Below are 21,977 nucleotides of genomic sequence, written 5' to 3'. Positions count from 1 at the left end.
GAAATGAAGTTAAGTATAAGCCTGTTTTTTGTTTTTGTACTGTTTGTTTCTTGTAAAAAAGAAAAGCAAGCTACCAATACCGAATTACCAGAAATGGCGCTTATAAAACGTATTGCGCCAAACCATGCTTCGCAGTTTATTGTAGAAATTGATAAAATTTCGGAAGAAGAAGATTGGTTTGAAATTGAATCTAAAAACGATAAAATTATTTTACGAGGTAATAACGGCGTTTCTATTGCTTCTGCTTTTTATTATTATTTAAAAGAATACACAAATAGCCAAATTACTTGGAATGGTACAAACCTTAACTTACCCAAAAAACTACCTGCTTTAAAAACACTAGTTCATAAAAAAACACCTTACGAATACCGCTATTATTTAAACTACTGTACGTTTAATTACACTATGAGTTGGTGGGATTGGGAACGTTGGGAAAAAGAAATCGATTGGATGGCTTTACACGGTATTAATATGCCTCTAGCCATTACAGGCGAAGAGTATATTTGGGACGAAGTTTATAAGTCTTATGGTTTTACAGATGCCGATTTAAGTACTTTTTTTAGTGGGCCAGCTTATTTTTCGTGGTTTTGGATGGGAAATTTAGATGGTTGGGGCGGTCCGTTATCGCAACATTGGAAAGACACGCACCGCGATTTACAAATAAAGATTTTAAAACGCGAAAGAGCATTAGGTATGAAACCTGTTTTACCGGCGTTTACAGGGCATGTTCCTGCGTCTTTTAAAACTTTTTTTCCAGAAGCTAATTTAAAACAAACCAATTGGGGAAACGATTTTTCTGATACGTATATTTTAGATGCTAACGATCCGTTATTTGCTGAAATCGGAAAGAAATTCTTAGAAAGCCAACAACGTATTTACGGCACAGATCATTTGTATTCTGCCGATACATTTAATGAAAATACACCGCCCTCTAACGACCCCGAATATTTATCTAATTTAAGTAGTAAGGTTTATGAAGGTATGAAATCTGCCGATCCCGATGCCGTTTGGGTGATGCAAGGGTGGCTGTTTTACAGTCATAGAGATTTTTGGCAAGCACCACAAATTAAGGGTTTGTTAACGCCTGTTCCAGACGATAAAATGATTATTCTCGATTTAGCCTCAGAAATAGAACCGGTTTGGAAACGTACCGAAGCCTTTTACGGAAAGCAATGGATTTGGAATATGTTACACAGTTTTGGTGGTAATATTAGTATGTTTGGGCGTATAGAAACCGTTGCCAATGAACCTGCCAAAGCTTTAAATAATGCCCATGCCGGCAAGTTAAAAGGAATTGGATTAACCATGGAATCTATTGAGCAAAATCCTGTTTTATATGAATTAATGACCGATAACACCTGGCGAGATACACCAATAGATTTAAAAACTTGGTTAGAGCGCTATACTTTAAACCGTTATGGGCAATCGAATACAGACATTTTGAAAGCTTGGGATATTATGGTGAAAACCGTTTACAACGGACAAGTAATTCGTGATGGTGCCGAATCTATTATTGTGGCAAGACCTACTTTTGAAGGCTATAGACGATGGGCTAGAACCAAACTAAATTATGCACCAGAAGATTTATTACCCGCTTGGGATTTGTTTGTAAAAACAATACCGTTACATAAAGATTCGGATGGTTTTGAATACGATTTAGTCGATGTAACCCGACAAGTTCTAGCAAACTACGCATTGCCATTGCAACAGCAAATAACTACAGCGTACAGGGCAAATAATAAAGCCGATTTTGATAAATATAGTAACGAATTTATCGCCTTAATTGATGATATGGATACGCTTTTAGGCACCCGAAAAGATTTCTTGTTAGGTCCTTGGATTGCCGATGCGAGAAGTTGGGGGCAAACCGAACAAGAAAAAGCACTTTACGAACAAAATGCAAGAGATTTAATTACGCTGTGGGGAGATGCTAATAATAGATTGCATGAGTACAGCAACCGACAATGGAGCGGATTACTTTCTGATTTTTACAAACCAAGATGGGAACAGTTTTTTGCCACCGTTAAAAAAGATTGGAACAATTTTGATCAAAATGCATTCGATAAAACTATAAAAAAATGGGAATGGAATTGGGTAACCGCCCGAAAAGATTTTCCTGTAACAGCCCAAGGGAACGCTCGAGAAGTTGTTAAGGCATTACACAAAAAATACAGAAATCGTATTCAGCCTATTACCGCTAAAATGCAACCTATTCAATACAATTATTAAATGATGACAGAGACTTCTATAACAAAATCTAACCGATTTTTGTCTCTTGATGTTTTTAGAGGCCTTACCATTTTTTTAATGATTGTGGTAAATACACCAGGTACAGGCGCAGACCTTTATCCGTATTTAGTGCATGCACAATGGTTTGGTTTTACACTAGCAGATTTGGTTTTCCCTTCGTTTTTATTCGCCATGGGAAACGCCATGAGTTTTTCTATGGAAAAATTGAAAACGGGATCTGCCACCGTATTCTGGAAAAAAGTATTAAAACGAACGGTTTTAATATTTCTTATTGGGTATTTAATGTACTGGTTTCCGTTTTTTAGAACGGGTGTAAATGGCAGTTTAGAATTAAAACCTATTTCCGAAACTAGAATTATGGGCGTTTTGCAACGTATAGCCCTGTGTTATTTTATGGCTTCCGTGTTATTTTACTATTTAAAACCTAAGATTGTCATAGTAATATCAGTAATTATTTTATTGGCGTATTGGGGGCTTTTATATGTATTCGGTGTACCAGGTTTAGAATTAGAAATGGCAACAAACGCTATTACTAAATTAGACTTAGCCATTTTAGGAGAAGGACATATTTATAAAAAAGACAGCATTCCTTTCGATCCCGAAGGTCTTTTAAGCACGTTACCATCGGTAGTAAATGTTATCGTAGGATTTTTAGCGGGGCGATTTATTCAGCAGAAAGGTAAATCTTTCGAAGGTATTGCTAAGTTATTAATGCTTGGTTTTTTATTAGCCGCTTTAGCCTTTTGGTGGGATTTAGTTTTTCCAATTAGCAAAAAATTATGGACAAGTTCGTTTGTGCTTCTTACCGTTGGTATCGATGTATCGGTTATGGCAATTTTAATTTATGCTATCGAACTAAAAAAAAAAACCAGAGGCACCGAATTTTTTAATGTGTTTGGGAAAAATCCGCTGTTTATTTACCTGTTTTCCGAATTGTTTTACATCACTTTACGATTAATACCAACAGCATCCAGATTAGATGTTTTTGAGTGGGTAAGTCAACATGTTTTTCAAAAAATATGTCCTGGAAGTTTTGGTGCTTTTTTAACGGCCATTGCATTTACGATGCTTTGTTGGTCTATGGGTTGGTGGTTGCACAAAAAGCGAATTTATATAAAACTATAACATGAAAAAAACAAATAAAATGTTTAAAACTAAGTATCATAGTCTGCTATTGTTGTTCCTTGTTTTGTCGAATAATTTAGATGCACAACAGTTGTTTACTATTGTTTCTGCAGAAGTAAAAGCAAGTATTCTAATCGATAAAAAGGATGCTAAAGTAGTAGACATTGCTGCTCGTATTTTAGTGCGCGATATTCAAAATATTTCTAATAAAACGATTAAGATAAACACCGTTGGTAAGTTTTCCATTATTGCTGGAACCTTGGGCAAAAGTAAATGGATTGATGATTTAGTTTCAAAACAAAAAATAGAGGTTTCTCAAGTACAAGGAAAATGGGAGACTTATAAAATTGAAGTTGTAGACAACCCTTTAAAAGGCATTGACAAAGCCTTGGTTATTGTGGGATCCGATAGAAGAGCAACGGCATATGGATTGTTAGAAGTATCCAGAATGTTAAACGTTTCGCCTTGGGAATGGTGGGCCGATGTTACCCCCGATAAAAAAGAGGAGTTAGTACTAACTATCAATTCAAAAATATATGGAGAACCTTCGGTAAAATATAGAGGTGTATTTTTAAATGATGAAGATTGGGGTTTGCAACGTTGGGCTGCTTTAAATTACGAACCAGAAACGGGTGATATTGGTCCAAAAACCTATGCCAAAGTATTTGAATTATTACTGCGTTTACGCGCTAACACCATTTGGCCTGCAATGCATAAAAGTACCAAAGCCTTTTACCATTACCCAGAAAATAAAGTGGTGGCAGACAATTATGCCATTGTTATAGGTAGCTCGCATGCAGAACCTATGTTAAGCAATATAAACACCGAATGGGATCATGAAGCTATGGGAGAATATCGATATGATACCAATGCTGAAGTGATTAAAAAATTATTTAAAAAACGAGCTAAAGAAACCGCAAAATACGATGGTATTTATACAGTTGGTATGCGTGGTGAACATGATTCGCCAATGATTGTTGGTGAAGATGATACCGACTCACAAGTAAAACTTTTAGAGCGCGTTATTAGAGATCAAAGAGCTATTTTAAAACAAGAAACTAAAAAAGATCCAACAACTACTCCACAAGCTTTTGTACCTTATAAAGAGGTCTTAAATTATTACCAAAGCGGACTAAACTTACCTGAAGATATTACGCTAGTTTGGACCGATGATAACTATGGTTATATACGTCAATTAAGTAATCCGGAAGAGCAAAAACGTAAAGGTGGTGCGGGTGTTTACTACCATACATCGTATTGGGGAAGACCACATGATTATTTATGGTTAAACTCTTCAAACCCTGTTTTAATGTGGGAAGAAATGGCGAAAGCTTTCGAGTTTAAATCAAAAGATTTATGGATTCTAAATTGTGGTGATATTAAACCTCATGAGTACAGCATAGAGTTATTTTTAGACATGGCCTGGAATATGGATAATTTTGAAAAAAGTACAGCCGTAAAAACACATATGAATACTTGGGCAACAAGAGAATTTGGAACCGAATCTGCCACAGAAATCACCAATGTTTTATACGAAAATAACAGGTTATCTTATATTAGACGCCCTGAGTTTATGGCATGGAGTCAAGTAGAACCTGTAACTAAAGCAGGCAAAACCGAGTTAACTCAATTTCATTATAGTGATGAGGTTTCAGCACGTATTGATAGTCATAAAAAACTAGTTAAAACCACCGAGGATTTATACAAAACCATACGCAATAATCGTAAAGATGCTTTCTATCAGTTGGTATATTACCCCATAATTGGAGCATCAAAACTAAATGAGAAATGGTTATATAGTTTTAAAAATAAATTTACGGCAAAACAAGGTCGAGTAAGTGCAAATACCTTTGGCGATTTATCTAGAGCGGCGTTTAAACGCATAGAAAAAGAAACCAATTATTATAATACAGAACTACAAAACGGAAAATGGAACCATATTATGACCATGACACCGCGTTTTTTACCTGTTTTCTCACAACCTGCAACCTCACATATTGAAACCGAAGAGCAAGCAACTTTAGGTTTGGCCTTAGAAGGTTATCAAATGGAAGTGAATGATAAAATTGTAAATAGTTATGCCGATGTTTTACCTGTGTTTAATAGCTATACCAACAGCACTTACTTTATAGATGTTTTTGTAAAGGGGAGTGGCAGTATTAATTGGGAAGCAAAACCAAAAGTAGATTGGATTAAATTATCGGAAAGTAAAGGTACGCTAAACTCAGCTTCAGGTACACCCGAAAAACGTATTTGGGTTAGTATAGATTGGGATAAAGTGCCCAAAGGTGAAAATAAAAAGGAAGCCCCACTTGGTCACGATTTTCAGTTAATTCCGCCTAGTTTTAAAGTGAATAGTGCCATCGATTTTATATCCGAAGGAAAAACAACAAGCATTGGCGTTTCAGTTTACAATCCTAAATTCGAAGACTTAAAAAACTACAACGGTTTTGTTGAAGATAAAGGATATGTGTCTATTAACGCAGAACATTTCACCCGAAAGGAAAAAGGTAAAGCAGCTAATTGGACTGTTTTTGAAGGTTTAGGATATACCAATAATGTGATAACAACATTACCAAGAAACGCAAAACCAGTGGTGAATATAGCCGATATTTTAAAGCATAGCCCTGTTTTAGAATACGATTTTTATAGCTTTAATTTTGGTGAAGTAGCCGTAAATCTTCAAGCGGTACCTACGCATGCACCTCATGCAGAATATGGCGTGCGTGTGGCAGTTGCCATAGATAATGCAGCGCCTGTTATTGTAAATTTTCAAACCTTTGGACGTAGTGATATATGGAAACAAAATGTACTTAAAAACGCCGCAGTACAAAAGGTGTCCCAAATTGTAAATAAAGCCGGAAAACATACTTTAAAAGTTTGGATGGTAGATCCTGGCGTAATGTTAGATCAAATTTTAATAGACTTAGGCGGTTGGAAATCGAGCTATGCTTTTCCTAAGGAAACAAAAATAATAAATTAAATCGCCTAAAATAAGCTACCATATTTAAAACTGATTAAGATTAATAAATATTAAGTTTGCTTTTAAAACAGTAAAATTTCAAGTAATTTGTTTTTATTATAATTTATGAAAATGACTAAAAATAATTTTTCAAATGCTTTACCTGGCTTATTAGTCCTTTTGTTTATTTTAACAGCTTGCCATAAAAAGAACGATAACAAAGAAGCAAATATTAAAATCGCATTCTTATCCGATGTGCATTTGGGGGATATTTATGGCAGTTTTCAAGATAATGATTATAACGGTGTTTTAAACCCTTTAACAGGAAAATACACCTTAGCCAGAACTATGGGAGCGCAGTTAAAATCTACGAGGCTTTTTAACGAAAACTATTTTGCTTTTTTAGCAGCTTTAGACGATGTGGCAAAACGCGGTGTTAAATATGTGGTATTACCTGGCGATTTTAGCGACGATGGACAACTAATAAATATTAGAGGATTAAAACGAATTCTGAATAGCTACCGCGAAAAGTATGACATTCAGTTTATAACCACCACAGGAAATCACGATCCTGTAAAACCCTTTTATCAAGATGCCGGAAAAATCGATTTTTTAGGTATAGGAGGGAAATCTCAAGCAATTTTTAGCAAACGAGAGCTATTTACACAAAAAACCGAAGATGATTTAGAACCGGTAATAACAGAAGATATTGCGAAGTTGGGTTACCAAGGTGTGTTAAACGAATTAAAAGATTTTGGTTTCTTTCCTAAAAAAAACGATGTGTATTGGGAAACACCATTTACCAACTATTCCTATAAAAATTATGATTTTAAGGAAGCAGAAAAACAAGCTGAAATAACTAATAGAACATATAAATTACCAGAAACACAACAAACTATTCCTGATGTTTCGTATTTAGTTGAACCTGCCGATAATTTATGGTTTTTGGCTATAGATGCTAATGTTTATGTTCCAAAGGAAATGCTTAATGAAAACAATAATAATCCCGAGAATTTTAATGGCGCAAGTATTGGTTACAATAATGTTTTAACCCATAAAGTACATTTACTAAAATGGATTAAATCTGTAACTAAAAGAGCAAATGATTTAGGTAAAACCCTAATTGTATTTAGCCATTACCCAATGGTCGATTTTAATGATGATGCTACATCAGAAATGAAAGCGCTATTTGGAGCCAATAAAATGCAGTTACACAGAGTGCCAAACCATACCGTTGCTCAAGCACTTTCAGAGGCAGGCGTAAAGGTTCATTTTGGGGGGCATATGCACATTAATGATACTGGGATTCGAAATTTTAAGAACGGAAAGTCACTTATAAACATTCAAATACCATCATTAGCAGCATACATTCCAGGATATAAATTACTTACACTTAAGTCGCATTCTAATTTTGAGGTGGAAACTATTGTTATAGATGCTGTTCCTAATTTTAATTCGTTATTTCCGTTGTATAAGCAAGAACACGAATATTTGTCGTCTAAAAATAATGCTGTAATTTGGAATAAAGACGTTTTAAAAGCAAAAACCTATAAAGAATTTACAACTTGGCATTTAGAAGAATTAGTACGCTTACGTTTTTTAAAAAGCGATTGGCCAGAAGCCTTTAAAAAGGTTATGTTAAATGCTACAGGTAAAGATTTATTATTAAAAGCATTTAAAAATGAAGCCGAATTAAATAAACAAAATTTAAGTTTAGTTTCTTTTGAAAATTGGACAGGTTTAGATATGATTAATGATTTTTACAAGCTCAGAAGCGCCGATAAATTGGCTTTTACAGATATTAAAAAACCTCGTTTAAAGGCTTATAAAGAGCTTTGTAATAGCTTAAAGAAATCTAATCATAAAGAATTAAAGCTTTGGGCTACCATATTTTTAAAAACTATGAATGGCAAACCCGCTAATCATTTTAAAATAGATTTAGAATCTTACACTATAACCACTGTTAATCCATTATATTAGTAACCTTTAATAACAATAATATCCAGTTCAGGAATTTTTAATTTATGAAGAAGTATATTGCCTTAATTATTTGTTTTATTCCTTTTTTTGTTGGTAATGCTCAAAATTTAAAATTCGAACATTATAACGATACAGATGGTTTATCTCATAATTCTGTTAGACATATTGTACAAGATAAACATGGTTTTTTGTGGCTAGGTACATTTTCAGGATTAAATCGTTTTGATGGCTATCAATTTAAATCATATTTAAGTTCATCGTTAGATAACAATGAATTATTAAATGATGATATAACAGATTTAGAACTCGATGAGGCTTCTAATAATTTATGGATAGGCACAAGAAAAGGCTTAACTCTTTTTAAAACAGATACAAGAACATTTAGCACCTTTTTACCAGAAAAAGATAATCCGAATAGCTTAACTGACGAGGAAATTCGTTCGGTTCATGTCGATAAGTTTAAACGAGTTTGGGTGGGTACAAAAACAGCCGGTGTGTTTTTGTTTTATCCAGAAGAAAACCGTTTCGAAAAAATTGATTTACCAGGGTTTGAATATATTAAAGAGATTTTCGAAGACAAAAAAGGAAATATTTGGATTGGTAGTTTTGGTTCAGGATCTATAGCACGAATTTCTTTAGATACTAAAGGTGGTATTTCAGAACTTGTAACATATTCTTTAAACATACCAAATTCAAATGATAAAAACCCTTATGTGAATTTTATTTACGAAGATGCGAATTCAAGCATATTCGTGGGTACAAGAGTTGGTTTGTATAAATTAGATAGTGAAACAAATACCTTTAGCAATTTATATATAGAAAGTAAAACCGTACGCGAAAATCTTGGTCCGTATTTTTTATCTGTTGCTCGTGCTCCAGATGGTAAGTATTGGGTAGGAACCTTGGGTGGTCTTTTGGTTTGTAATCAATTAGAAGACATCTCTAAAGGATATTTTCAATGGCATTATTCTATACTTTCCGATGATACATCTTTAGTAGATAACCTTATATCTGCGCTATATTTTGATGCTTCTGGTGTTTTATGGATTGGTACCGAAGATGGTTTAGATAAGTATGATCCTTATGAAAATCAATTCAACTTAAATAAAGATATTTCATTATATATAGACAATCAAGCGCCAAGAGTTAGAGGGTTTTCTAAAACTTTTGATGATAATGTTATAGTCGCTACATGGCACAACGGACTTTTTATTTCTGAAGATAAAAATTTTTCTCCGCTACACAACACCAAATATAATATAGCTAGTATTTATTCTACCGATGGTAAAATATTTTATTGTGGTTTATGGAGTGGTAAAATATTGGTCTATAACTATATTAAAAATAGCTCTAAAGTAGTAAATATTGGATTTGTAAATAACCCCATATTTACATTTGTAAAATATGATGAAACAACAATTATAGCCGGTGCTTATGGAGGTGCCAAGGTTTTAGATGCTAAAACATTACAGCCTAAAAAAACACATGGTTTATTATTACCAAATTTTAACATCAACAAAATAATTAAAAATAATAATAACCTATGGTTTGCCACAGAGGCAGGGTTGTTAAAATATAATTTCATTACAAAAATTACAAAGCAATATAGTCATGAACCTAATAACAAATTTACTTTGCCTCATGAAAATGTGAGCGATGTGTTTATTGATGAAAATAATAATTTATGGGCAGCAACTCGCAAAGGATTAGCCTTGTATAGTTCTGATAAAGACAATTTTAAAACAATATCCGAATTAAAAGAGTACGAAGGTAAATGGATTACAAATATTACTGCAGATAATACAGGCGATCTGTGGTTAAATATGAATAATAATACCATTGTAAAATACAGTGTTTCGGCTAAAACTGTAAATGCTTATCATGTAAATAGCGGTAATAGATTAGATGTTTTTAGCTCTAGCGGTTTTTATAATTTTAATAATACACATATTTATGTAGCCGGTAAAGAAGGGGTTATTTGGTTTTCTCCTTATACTATTAAAGAAAATAAGTACTCTCCAAAACCTATAATTACAGAATTTAAAGTTCAGAATAAAGAAGTATTTCCTGGTGATAATATTAATGGCCAAGTTCCGTTTACAAAAGATTTAAACTTCGGTAAAGAGGCTACATTAGATTATATGAATAGAAACTTTTCAATTCAGTTTTCTACACCATCTTATACCAATGAAAGGCTGAACAAGTTTCAATACATGTTAGAAGGTTTTGACAAGCAATGGATAGATACAAACAATGAATCTAGAACAGTACAATACACCAACTTGTATGCTAACGATTACGTTTTTAAAGTTAGATCTAGTAATAGTGATGGTAATTGGAGTGAGGTTTCATCGTATAAAATTAAAGTACTACAAACATTTTGGTTAACCTATAAAGGGATTTCCATCATTATATTATTACTTATATTTTTGGTTTATTTTTTAAGAAAGCAAATTAAAATACGTTTTAACTTAAAACAAGAACTGTTATTAGAAAAAGTAAAACGAGAACGTGACGAGAAGTTGAATAACGAAAAATTGCGTTTTTTTACTAATATATCTCATGAGTTAAGAACACCATTAACATTAATATTAGGTCCTGTAAAACAATTACTAGATCAAGAAGGTATAAATGCTTATACAAGAAGTAGAGGCGATTTAATAAACCAAAATGCCAATCGGTTACTAAGACTCGTAAATCAAATTTTAGACTTTAGAAGAGCAGAAACTGGAGAATTAAAGCTTAAAATTTCTAAAGTAGATATTTTAACGGGTACCAAAAATATCTTTAATTCTTTTATAGAATTATCTCAAACAAAAAACATCAACTTTAATATAAATATTGAAGAAAAAAACTTAGAATGTTGGATAGATATGGATAAGTATAATAAAATATTATATAACTTATTATCTAATGCGATGAAGTTTACAAATAATTATGGAAACGTAGATTTGTTTATAGGTTTTAAAGGAAAAAAGAATAAAAAACTGATTATAGAGGTAAGTGATGATGGTATTGGAATTCCTTTAGAAAGTCAAGAAAAAATATTTACACGATTTTACCAAGCGCAAAATAGTAAAGATAATACCACCGGAACCGGTATTGGTTTGTCTTTTGTTAAGGCTTTAATTAATATTCATAAAGGAAAAATTAAAGTACAAAGTACACCAAATGAAGGCAGTATTTTTACGGTAGAATTACCTGTTTTTTTAGGCGCTTTTTCTGATGATGATATATTTAATTTTACAGTTTCTAAAGCAAACGAAGAAAAATTAGTTTCTATTAACCAAGTGGCACAATCTTATACAAACATAAAGGTAAAAAAGGCAAAAACCAATGTAGATATAAAGCATAAAATATTGGTGATTGAAGATAATCCTGAGTTACGAAAATATGTGGTTGAATATTTATCTGATTTTTACAAAGTTTATGAAGCCGAAAACGGTAAGGAAGGTTTAGAAGTTTGCAGAAAAATAAAACCAGCACTATGCGTTGCAGATGTTATGATGCCGGTCATGGATGGTTTTCACTTTGTAGAAGAATTAAAAACAGATGAAAATATAAGTCATATAGCTGTTATTTTACTCACAGCATTAGCCGAAAATGAAAATAGAATAAAAGGTTACGAAATTGGGGTAGATGGTTATTTGGTAAAACCTTTTGACCCAGCGCTACTTAAAACAAGAATAGATAATATTATAAAAATTCATTTCGATTTAAAACAAAAATTTTCTGGAGATCCAGAAAGTGATGTAATATCATTAGCGCATTCTCAAATAGATATCGATTTAATTTCAAAAATTAAAGATATTATAGAAACAAATATTAGTAATCCAGAATTAACTTCGAGCTATTTATGTAAAGAGTTAGGTATGAGTTCTTCTAAATTTTATAGAAAAATTACACAATTAACAGACATGTCTCCTAATGAATTTATAAGAACTATTCGTTTAAAAAAATCTGCAAAACTTCTTAAAACAAAAAATTACAACGTTTCTGAAGTTGCCAATATGGTTGGTTTTAATGATCCTTTATATTTTAGTAGATGTTTTAAAAAACAGTTTGGTCACGCCCCAAGTACTTTAATAAAGTAGTTAATTTAAAATTATCCATACTTTTGAATAATTTGTCTTGGTTCCATAACTATTTAATAAGCATATTTGAAAAAATATACTAAACTTATTAAATAAAATATATGAAAAACTCGTCTAAACCACCTGTAGTTTCTAAAGAAATTTTAATTCCATTTATATTAGTAACTTCTTTATTTGCCCTTTGGGGTTTTGCAAATGCAGTTACAGATCCTATGGTACAAGCATTTAAAAAAGTTTTAGAATTATCAAATTCACAAGCTGCATGGGTACAAATGGCTTTTTATGGCGGTTACTTTTGTATGGCCTTACCAGCTGCAATGTTTATGAGAAAATATTCTTATAAAGTGGGTATTTTAATTGGTTTAGGTTTGTATGCAACAGGCGCCTTATTATTTTATCCTGCTGCAATTACAGAACAATTTTGGTTTTTCTGTTTAGGTTTGTACATCTTAACTTTTGGTTTGGCTTTTTTAGAAACAGCTGCAAACCCGTATGCTTTATCAATGGGAGCTAAAGAAACAGCAACACAACGTTTAAATTTAGCTCAAGCATTTAATCCTATTGGGTTAATTGTGGGTTTATTTGTTGCCCAACAATTTGTTTTAAAAAATTTACAGTCAGATGATATTAAAGATTTTAGTACACTTGATGAAGCTTCAAAAATTTTAATAAAAACTTCAGATCTATTAGTAATAAGAAACCCGTATGTAATTTTAGGATTGGTACTAATTGGGATTTTTATTTTGTTTTTAATAAGTAAAATGCCACAATCTAAAGATGAAGGTAAAATGCCAAGAATAGGAGATACCTTTAAATCTCTTTTTAGAAATAAAAAATACGCTTTAGGTGTTATGGCACAAATATTTCATATGGGATGCCTTATCATGTGTTGGACATATATTTATCAATATTCTGAGGCTATTGGAATAGATGCAGTTACTGCAGGTTATTATCAAATGGTTGCTTTTGTTTTGTTCACTATTGGTCGTACTGTAGGTACTTATTTATTAAGATTTGTAAGTTCTGGAAAATTATTAATGTACTTTGCTTTAATGGGTATTGTATTTACATTTGGCGCTATTGTAATAGAAGGCATAGTAGGCTTGTATAGCCTGGTTGCAGTCTCATTTTGTATGTCTTTAATGTTTCCTACAATATACGGTATTGCATTAGGAGATTTAACAGAAGAACAATCTAAAGTAGGTTCTGCTGGATTAATTATGGCAATTGTTGGTGGTGCGTTAATGCCAAAACTACAAGGTATTATTATAGATTTTGGAGGTAATAAAGTAAATGATATTAAAATTTTAGGGGTTTCAGAAATTAATTTTTCTTTTATTTTACCTCTGTTATGCTTTCTGTTTATCTCTTGGTATGGACTGTATGTTTATAAAGGGTTTAATATTAAATTTACTGATTTATAATATTTTCAAATAACGCTTGGTTACCAATTTGTAATGTTAATTCTCCATTTACTTGAGCAATTTTGTACTAGTCAGAAAAGTTTAATATTCCATCTTCAAATCTTATAAAACGGTAAGTGTTCAAAGCCTGTCCTCAACTAGATTGGGGAACGAACGGTCTGGATACAATAGTGGAATAGGAGGTAGAATTCAAACTACTAAAATTAAAATTAGATACTATATTTTAAACTCAGAACTTTAAATATTGAACTCAGAACTTTAAACTTTAAACTCATAACTCAAAGCCCCAAAAACCAACACATAAACCTTAACAATTAGTTTGCTATTCCTTTGTAAATGAATATCTTTAACAAAAAAAATCTAAAATAGATGCAATACTCTTGTAATTTGTATTTATATACTGATAAAAATTATGCTTATACAATAATTGTAAGCAATTTAAGGATAGCTTCAAAATCGACAAAATCAGCGTCTGAATCTTAAGATTTTCCCAATTATTAAATTCTTAACTAATAATTATTTCTGATTTTTTAACATTGATAACTAAACATAAATCAGCGACTTTTATGAATTTTTTTTTCGCTATAATATCAGTTTTTATAAGTGTAATTGTTCATTCTCAAGAAAAAACAATAACTGGAAAAGTTTGGAATTTCGAGAATAATGAACCTCTTGCCTATGTTAATATTGGAATTAAAAACAAAACTGTAGGAACCGTTTCTAATAGCAATGGTTTATTCAAGCTTTTATTAAATGACAAAGTATCTTTAAAAGACACTGTGGTTTTTTCATACATTGGTTTTAAAACTGAAAAATACTTGGTATCGAAACTAAATAAAATAAACAAACCCATTTTACTTCAACCCCAAAATATGGAATTAGATGAAGTAGTTGTTAGCTCAAAAAAAATAAAACTTAAATCTAAAAAAATAGGAAGAACGTCGAAAGGACTTGGATTGATGCACTCAAATTTTTACTCATATTATGAAAAAGATGTTGACGACCGATTAAGTAAAGAAAGAGGAATGAAATTTAAAATGAGGCGAAATTGTCATATCAAAAATTTGAATTTTAATATAACTTCAAATGACTTTAAATCTTTAAAATTCAGGGTAAATTTTTATAGAATTAAAGACGGACTTCCTATAGATTTGATAATTCAACAGAATATTGTGTTCGAAATAAAAGACAACTTTCTGGGTTGGTTTACAGTCGATTTAGAACCTTATGAAATTTTTCTTAACAAAGAAATCGAAGAGGTTGCAGTAACAATTCAATGGCTAGAAAGTGTAAAAGTAAATGAAAAGAGTAAGTATTTTGCGATTTCAACAGCAAGTTCGCCAACTCATACAGCCTATTTCAGAGAAAAAGCAATGGATAGTTGGAACAAAGGAGGACAAAATTTGAGTTTTTATTTAAATGCAATGTGTGAATAAAAACTGCTTAGAACAACGTACAAAATTAATTGCTTGCTTTTAGCCTACTTGCACAAGTCCTATCGGATTTTCTTTGTCAGTAATTATTTGCTAACAATAATGCTTAAACCAAACACCCAGTATCCAGCATTCAAAAACCAACACATAAACCTTAACAATTAGTTTGCTATTATTTTGTGAATGAATATCTTTAACAAAAAAAATGTGAAATAGATGCAATCCCCTTGTAGTTTGTATTTATAAACTGATAAAAGTTTTGCCTAAACAATAGTTATATACCATTACAACACAACAATGGAAAATCTAATTAATTACATACAATCAAAAATTACGTTAACTCAAAACGAAATTAATTTAATCAAAAAGTATTTCGTTTCTGATCAAATTCCAGCTCAAACTAATCTGTTAGAAGCAGGAAAAGTGGAACGATACATTTATTTTTTAGATACTGGAATTGTAAAAGGATATCAAAATATTGACGGAAAGATTGTGGTACAGCATCTTGTAGGGGAACAAGATTTTTTCACATCCTTAGATAGTTTTATGACAGAAACCCCATCCGTAGATTATTATGAAACCATTACAGATTGTAATCTAATAAAAATAGCAAAGCCTGATTTCGACATTTTACAAAAGGAAACAAAATTTTGGGCAATCTTTGTCAAAGAAGTAACCAACCAACATTTAGCTTGTAAACTAGAGCGTGTTAAAGACTTTCAAATTTTAACGGCAAAAGAACGTTATCTCAAATTTATAAATCAGTATCCAAAATTAGCGTTGAATGTATCTATTGATAATATTGCTTCTTTTTTAGGAATAGAACCTCAATCTTTAAGTCGTATCCGTAAACAAATCGCTTTCTAACAAATGTTATTTCTAACCTCTTAAAAGGTATCTAAATTTGCTCAAACAAAATTTAAGAATTATGAGCAATGAAATTTCATTAGTTACAGGCGGAAATGGTCATTTAGGAAACAATCTAATTAGACTTTTACTTTCCAATAACCAAAAGGTAAAAACAACAGTTCGAAATAGTAACAATACAAAACCTTTTAAAGGATTAAACTGTGAAGTTGTTCAAGCTGATATTACTGACAGAGAATCTCTAAAAAAAGCATTTCAAGGAGTTACAGACCTATATGCAGTGGCTGCTAATTTTAGTATGTGGGCTAAAAATCCAAAAGAGGAAATTTATGATAATAACATGCAAGGAACTCAAAACGTGTTTGACATTGCTAAAGAGTGTGGCATCAAAAATATCGTTTACGTAAGTTCTGTAGCAAGTTTAGATTTCACAAAATTACCTGCAAATGTGGACAATGGATATAACAAAGACAGACGAAACTGGTATTATAATTCTAAAAATGATTCAGATAAGCTAGCATTAGAATTGGGTGAAAAATATGGTATTAGAACTGTTCTTGTTTTACCTTCTGCAATGATTGGTTCTAAAGCCTATAAATTAAGTTATTCTAACAATCTAGTATTCCAAGTTTTAAATGGAGAAATACCTGTAGATACAAACGTAACTTTAAATTGGGTTGATGTAAAAGATGTAGCTTTTGGTCTATATAACGCTATGCAAAAAGGTAGAAATGGAGAACGCTATATTCTATCGAATGAACAACATACTACATTACAAGAAACGGTAAAAATAGCATCAGAATTATATCCTGAACTTAAACTAAAAACACCTAAAAAAGTACCAAAATGTTTATTGTACTCTGTAGCAGGTTTAATGGAGTTTAGCAGTAAACTTACAGGCAAAGAACCTTTATTACAAAGACATTACTTGGATATGTTTTATGGCTTAAAACAAGATTATGATATTAGTAAATCAAGAAAAGAATTAGATTTTAATCCTAAACCTTCAAGAAAAGCTTTAGAAGATGCTTTAAAATATTTGAAAACCGATTGGAAAAAAGAAAACGGCATATAGCAATAGGTAAACGCAATAACTGCTAAATTCGCTATCGTAAATTCAGCCCTTTTTACTAAATTAGTAGCGTCAGAGAAAAAATACGAACACTTTTTTCCCTTATTAACGCTTACACAAAAAGTTGGCAACAAGCTGAAAAAACCGAATGGACAAAGAAAAACAGAGCCTTGTAAGATTGATAGCAATCCAAACTCAATTACAATCGAAACGAATTGTAAATGCAAAGAATATTGCCGAAAAACACAATGTAAGTACCAGAACAGTTTTTCGAGACATTCAAACACTTGAAAAATCGGGGATTCCAGTTGTAACGAAAGTAGGAAAAGGCTATTCAGTAATGGAAGCCTATAATTAACAACAACGAATTAAAACTAATTGTAAAGGGTTTAGAAAAACAAGTGGAACAATATCCAAGAAAAACAATTTAATGGAAAAAAGACATTTAGAAATAATAAAGAAAATAGCACAAGAATTGGATTGCGGATTTGACTGTTATTACAATTCTAAAACTGACGAAATTGTTGCGATCCCCAATTTTTTACATTTTCCAGAAGATGATGAATTTACAGAGGCTTTTAGTGACAGTTTAGAAAAGGTGGAAAAACATAAAGCGGATTTTATAAAATTCGAGACATTAGAAAGCTTTGAGTCTTTTAAAATTATGCAGCTTTTTGTTGAGCAGTTACCGGACCAAAACTTAAAGACGGAATTGGAAAACACTTTAGTAAATAAAAAACCATTTCAGAATTTCAAGCATAAAATCAACCATTCTGATTTTAAACAAAGTTGGTTTGAATTTAAGAAAAAAGAGTTAGAAAAAATAGTAGAAAAAAAATTAGTCAGAGTCATCAAATAATTTAGATCATAAGGAATTGATTTGAACTTTAGACTCAGAACTCAGAGCTAAAAACTTTAAACTCTGAACCCATTCAAAAACCTTAACAATTAATTTGTTATTTCTGTGTATATTAATATATTTAACAAAAAAATGCTAAGTATAAAACGTACTAAAACGAAGCATTACCCTTGTAGTTTCTATATATAAACTGATAAAAGTGATGCTTTTACTATAGTTACCTACAAGCAGAACAATACTGTAACAAATATTAAAAAATGAAGTCTTTAATGAAAAGTATTAAAATGAAGAAATTAACACTAACATTACTTTTATTCTTCCCTTTGTTTTCATTTTCTCAGAATTGCGATTGTATGTCAAATTTTGAATGGGTGAAGAAAACCTTTGAAGAAAATGATGCAGGATTTCAATTTGCCATTGACAATAAAGGAGAAGAAGCCTATAAACAGCATAATAAAAGCTTCCTTGAAAAAATAGCTAAACTCGGTAATTCGGTTGAATGTACACAGGTAATTTATCAATGGATGACTTTTTTTCGTTCTGGACACATTGGTATCCGAAGAATTAATCAAGGACAATCGCAATCTGAAAATAAGCAAAGTAATCAAGAGATTATTGACAGTTTTAAAGATTGGGAGAAAGTTGAGATTGATTTAAAAAAGTTTCAAAATCAATTAAAGGAGAAAAACGAGAATGATTTTGAGGGAATTTGGGTATCTGAACCATATAAAATTGGAATAAAAAAAGTTGGAAATGAATATTTAGGTTTCATAATAGAAGCTGACGGGATATTTTGGTCGAAAGGGCAGGTCAAATTGAGAGTAAAAGAGGATTTGTCTTCTACATATTATATGCGAGACCATTCAGCTCAAAATTTTAAATCGGCAAAAATGTTAGGTAACAATTACTTAGAAATGGGTTTTATTACCCTCGAAAGAATTTACCCTGAAACTAAGCCTGATCCACAAATTGAAATGTATTTCAAAGCAATTTCTGCTGAAAATCCATATTTTGAAAAAATAAATGCTAATACAGTTCTTCTAAGAATTCCAAGATTTTGGGGTTCAGAAAAGAGCAAGATAGATAGTGTAATAAATAGCAATAAAGAAACAATATTAAAAACTGAAAATCTAATTATAGACCTCAGAAATAATGGAGGTGGAAGCGATGGTAGTTTCCAAGAACTACTACCCATACTATATACTAATCCTATTAGAACTGTGGGAGTACAAATGTTGTCCACGCCTCTGAACAATCAAAGAATGTTAGATTTTATAAATAAAGAAGAATACGGTTTTGATGAGGAAGGAAAAAAATGGGCACAAGAATCATACGATAAATTATCAAAGCATATTGGGGAATTTGTGATGCTCAATGAATACCCAATTACAAAAGAAACTTTTGACACAATTCATAAATTTCCTAAAAACATTGGAATAATTATTAATGAGAATAATGGTAGCACGACCGAACAGTTCTTACTCGCAGCTAAACAGAGTAAAAAGGTAAAATTGTTTGGAACAACAACGACTGGAGTACTTGACATTTCCAATATGTATTTTGTTAAATCACCTTGCGAGGAATTTGAATTAGGCTATAGTTTGTCAAAAAGTATGAGAATTCCTGAAATGACAATTGATGACAAAGGTATTCAACCCGATTACTATATTGATAAGGAAATTCCAAAATATGAATGGATAAAATTTGTATCAGAAATATTAAACGAATAATGCCTGTAGGTAACATTGTATAAACATAATAAGGGTTTAAGGATAAAAATGATAGCAGCTTTGTGTTTGCAAAAGTCGTTACTAAATCGAAACTAATCGCATTCCAATCCCTTACTATGCTTATAGGAGACCGTTCCCAAAACCCTAAATAACCACCAAAATATACTATACTTCTAAGTAACTAGTGTAGGGAAGTGGTAAATCTAGATTATATAAAACCTATGCTGTATTCGTTATCCTGAGCGCAATCGAAGGGTCATCAATAAAAAAATAAAGAATTAAACTTTAAACCCTAAAATAGCATTCTAAACTCCAAACCCCGACATACTATAGTTTACGTAGCAATTCAAGTCCTATGAAACGGTAAGCGTCCAAAGCCTGTCCTCAACTTGATTGGGGAACTCAACGCAGTGGAACGGTCTGGACGCGATAGTGGAATAGGAGGTAGAATTCAAGTGAAGTATAGTAAGTCTAGATTTTTTTGTTTCTCAATCCAGAGCGCAGTCGAAGGGTCATCAATGGAAAAAAGAAAAGAGTTAAACTTTGAACCCAAATATAGTAAGTTTAGATGTTATATAAAACCTATGCTGAACTCGTTTCAGTATTTCTCAATCCTGAGCGCAGTTGAAGGGTCATCAATGGAAAAAAGAAAAGAGTTAAACTTTTTAAACTAAAAAATAGAATTCTAAACTCCAAAAACCCCGACATACTATAGTTTACGTAGCAATTCAAGTCCTATGAAACGGTAAGCGTCCAAAGAGTGAAACGGTCTGGATGCGATAGTGGAATAGGAGGTAGAATTCGAACTACCAAAACCAAAATGTATTTTGGTTGTAGGTAACTCGCGTAGCGAATAATAAGTCTAGATTTTAGGCGAAGCCTATGCTGAACTCGTTTCAGAATTTCTTAATCCTGAGCGCAGTCGATAGTTCAATGGAAAAGAACATTAGAAAAAATCAACAACCAACACAAAAACCTTAGCAATTAATTTGTTATTCCTGTGTATATTAATATATTTAACAAAAAAATTGTAAAACACAAAACTCACTAAAACTAGCATTACCCGTGTAGTTTGTATATATAAACTGATAAAAGTGATGCTTATACAATAGTTGTACTACATTTCGGTAAAAATTTATGAATGATATTCATTTTTTAAAAGACAATATACGATATGGATGTTGGTTAATTGACAACATTAATTTCTCAGGTGAAGAATTCAAAAAGCAAATAATTTTTAAAAATCAGAAAATAGATTTATTAATAACTGATTACAAAAATTTAAAAAAACTTAAAGAACCTTTTAAAGATTGGATATATAACAAATTGATTAATAATGGAATGATGTACTCAAAAAACTCACCATTGCCGATAAATTCGATTTTTATTATAGCACTCAATGGTTATGAAAATCAAAACTCTACAGATTTCACTCATTTATTTCAATTATGTTTAAGACTTGTTTATTTTTCACCAAGTTTAGTTTCTAGTACATCAGAGTATATACCTAAGGGAGCTATTGTTATGCCTAATTGGGATGGGTATAAAAACTGTTCTCCTTTTTCAAGACTTGAAATTAATCCTACAACATTTGAAAAAGCAATAGAATATTTTAACATTTTATCTTCATTGAATGTTAAATATAGTTCTGTACTTGAAGAAATTTATAAAATAACGGGAATTAACGAAATTCTACTAGAACTACTAAGTTTATATTCTTTTATTGAAGGATTTTGGTCTAATGATAAAGAAACCACAAATCTAAAAACTAGTTTTAACAGAATGCTATCTGAAGATTATGCTCCTGGTCGAGAAAATAAATTTATACGAAAAAGTATCATTAATAAAATTGAAAATCAAAATGGCCTTTTGAGAAATCGAAAATTAGATGATATGAGACATATTTTAGCTCATGGTATATATAAACGAGAAGAAAATACTTGGAATAAAGAACAATGGGATACGATATATACTCAAAGAGATTTGTTAATTGAATTAGTTATAGAATCACTTATAAATAAAATGAAAAAAACGTAGTACTACACCGGCTAAACTTCATGTGGGTTTTGTGCAAACTCTCAATCCTAAGCGCAGTCGATGGGTCAATGGAAAAGAATATTAGAAAAAATCAACAACCAAAAAAATAAGTTGGTTATTCCTTTGTATATTAATATATTTAAC

General features: G+C 31.4%; 13 protein-coding genes. All 13 read left to right on the top strand.

Going from position 1 to position 21,977, the window contains the following annotated elements; genetic code table 11:
• Positions 1-3 precede the first annotated feature (3 nt).
• The 13 genes from BW723_RS14010 to BW723_RS13950 all read left to right on the top strand — a co-directional run bounded on the left by BW723_RS14010 (position 4) and on the right by BW723_RS13950 (position 21,833).
• Positions 4-2,229, top strand: coding sequence for an alpha-N-acetylglucosaminidase (locus BW723_RS14010; protein ID WP_068359867.1), 2,226 nt, complete (start codon positions 4-6; stop codon positions 2,227-2,229).
• Positions 2,230-3,375 (top strand): acyltransferase family protein, encoded by a 1,146-nt coding sequence (locus BW723_RS14005; RefSeq protein WP_068359868.1) that lies wholly within the window; start codon positions 2,230-2,232, stop codon positions 3,373-3,375.
• A 1-nt stretch (position 3,376) separates the two neighbouring features.
• Positions 3,377-6,358: a glycosyl hydrolase 115 family protein gene (locus BW723_RS14000; RefSeq protein ID WP_083139718.1), complete on the top strand. Its 2,982-nt coding sequence runs from the start codon at positions 3,377-3,379 to the stop codon at positions 6,356-6,358.
• Between the two features lie 111 nt (positions 6,359-6,469).
• On the top strand, positions 6,470-8,317 hold the full coding sequence (locus BW723_RS13995; RefSeq protein WP_068359869.1) for a metallophosphoesterase family protein: 1,848 nt from the start codon (positions 6,470-6,472) through the stop codon (positions 8,315-8,317).
• 44 nt (positions 8,318-8,361) lie between these two features.
• Entirely contained in the window at positions 8,362-12,411 is a 4,050-nt protein-coding gene (locus tag BW723_RS13990) for a hybrid sensor histidine kinase/response regulator transcription factor (RefSeq protein ID WP_068359870.1), read from the top strand.
• Positions 12,412-12,512: 101 nt separating this feature from the next.
• The gene (fucP, locus tag BW723_RS13985; RefSeq protein WP_068359872.1) at positions 12,513-13,835 is read left to right on the top strand and encodes an L-fucose:H+ symporter permease; all 1,323 of its coding nucleotides are present in this window, start codon (positions 12,513-12,515) and stop codon (positions 13,833-13,835) included.
• Between the two features lie 566 nt (positions 13,836-14,401).
• Positions 14,402-15,271, top strand: coding sequence for a carboxypeptidase-like regulatory domain-containing protein (locus BW723_RS13980; RefSeq protein ID WP_068359874.1), 870 nt, complete (start codon positions 14,402-14,404; stop codon positions 15,269-15,271).
• Positions 15,272-15,565: 294 nt separating this feature from the next.
• On the top strand, positions 15,566-16,135 hold the full coding sequence (locus BW723_RS13975; protein WP_068359876.1) for a Crp/Fnr family transcriptional regulator: 570 nt from the start codon (positions 15,566-15,568) through the stop codon (positions 16,133-16,135).
• Between the two features lie 61 nt (positions 16,136-16,196).
• Complete coding sequence (locus BW723_RS13970) at positions 16,197-17,210, top strand: NAD-dependent epimerase/dehydratase family protein (protein ID WP_175335403.1); 1,014 nt, start codon at positions 16,197-16,199, stop codon at positions 17,208-17,210.
• A gap of 175 nt (positions 17,211-17,385) precedes the next feature.
• Positions 17,386-17,565 carry a helix-turn-helix transcriptional regulator gene (locus tag BW723_RS13965; RefSeq protein WP_237150083.1) on the top strand — a complete coding sequence of 60 codons (180 nt, stop codon included), beginning with the start codon at positions 17,386-17,388 and terminating at the stop codon, positions 17,563-17,565.
• Positions 17,566-17,637: 72 nt separating this feature from the next.
• Positions 17,638-18,066 (top strand): UPF0158 family protein, encoded by a 429-nt coding sequence (locus tag BW723_RS13960; protein WP_068359880.1) that lies wholly within the window; start codon positions 17,638-17,640, stop codon positions 18,064-18,066.
• A 284-nt stretch (positions 18,067-18,350) separates the two neighbouring features.
• A complete protein-coding gene (locus BW723_RS13955; RefSeq protein WP_068360066.1) occupies positions 18,351-19,796 on the top strand; it encodes a S41 family peptidase in 1,446 nt (481 codons plus the stop codon).
• 1,137 nt (positions 19,797-20,933) lie between these two features.
• Positions 20,934-21,833, top strand: coding sequence for a hypothetical protein (locus BW723_RS13950; RefSeq protein ID WP_068359882.1), 900 nt, complete (start codon positions 20,934-20,936; stop codon positions 21,831-21,833).
• Positions 21,834-21,977 lie beyond the last annotated feature (144 nt).

This window comes from Polaribacter reichenbachii (assembly GCF_001975665.1).
GTDB lineage: Bacteria > Bacteroidota > Bacteroidia > Flavobacteriales > Flavobacteriaceae > Polaribacter > Polaribacter reichenbachii.
The sequence above is the reverse complement of the archived record's forward strand: the minus strand, read 5'-3'. Positions and strand labels throughout refer to the sequence as shown.

Bases quoted from the DNA above. Each gene is read 5' to 3' on its own strand.
- BW723_RS14010 (WP_068359867.1), top strand. From the start codon at position 4: ATGAAGTTAAGTATAAGCCTGTTTTTTGTTTTTGTACTGTTTGTTTCT.
- BW723_RS14005 (WP_068359868.1), top strand. From the start codon at position 2,230: ATGATGACAGAGACTTCTATAACAAAATCTAACCGATTTTTGTCTCTT.
- BW723_RS14000 (WP_083139718.1), top strand. From the start codon at position 3,377: ATGAAAAAAACAAATAAAATGTTTAAAACTAAGTATCATAGTCTGCTA.
- BW723_RS13995 (WP_068359869.1), top strand. From the start codon at position 6,470: ATGACTAAAAATAATTTTTCAAATGCTTTACCTGGCTTATTAGTCCTT.
- BW723_RS13990 (WP_068359870.1), top strand. From the start codon at position 8,362: ATGAAGAAGTATATTGCCTTAATTATTTGTTTTATTCCTTTTTTTGTT.
- fucP (WP_068359872.1), top strand. From the start codon at position 12,513: ATGAAAAACTCGTCTAAACCACCTGTAGTTTCTAAAGAAATTTTAATT.
- BW723_RS13980 (WP_068359874.1), top strand. From the start codon at position 14,402: ATGAATTTTTTTTTCGCTATAATATCAGTTTTTATAAGTGTAATTGTT.
- BW723_RS13975 (WP_068359876.1), top strand. From the start codon at position 15,566: ATGGAAAATCTAATTAATTACATACAATCAAAAATTACGTTAACTCAA.
- BW723_RS13970 (WP_175335403.1), top strand. From the start codon at position 16,197: ATGAGCAATGAAATTTCATTAGTTACAGGCGGAAATGGTCATTTAGGA.
- BW723_RS13960 (WP_068359880.1), top strand. From the start codon at position 17,638: ATGGAAAAAAGACATTTAGAAATAATAAAGAAAATAGCACAAGAATTG.
- BW723_RS13955 (WP_068360066.1), top strand. From the start codon at position 18,351: ATGAAGAAATTAACACTAACATTACTTTTATTCTTCCCTTTGTTTTCA.
- BW723_RS13950 (WP_068359882.1), top strand. From the start codon at position 20,934: ATGAATGATATTCATTTTTTAAAAGACAATATACGATATGGATGTTGG.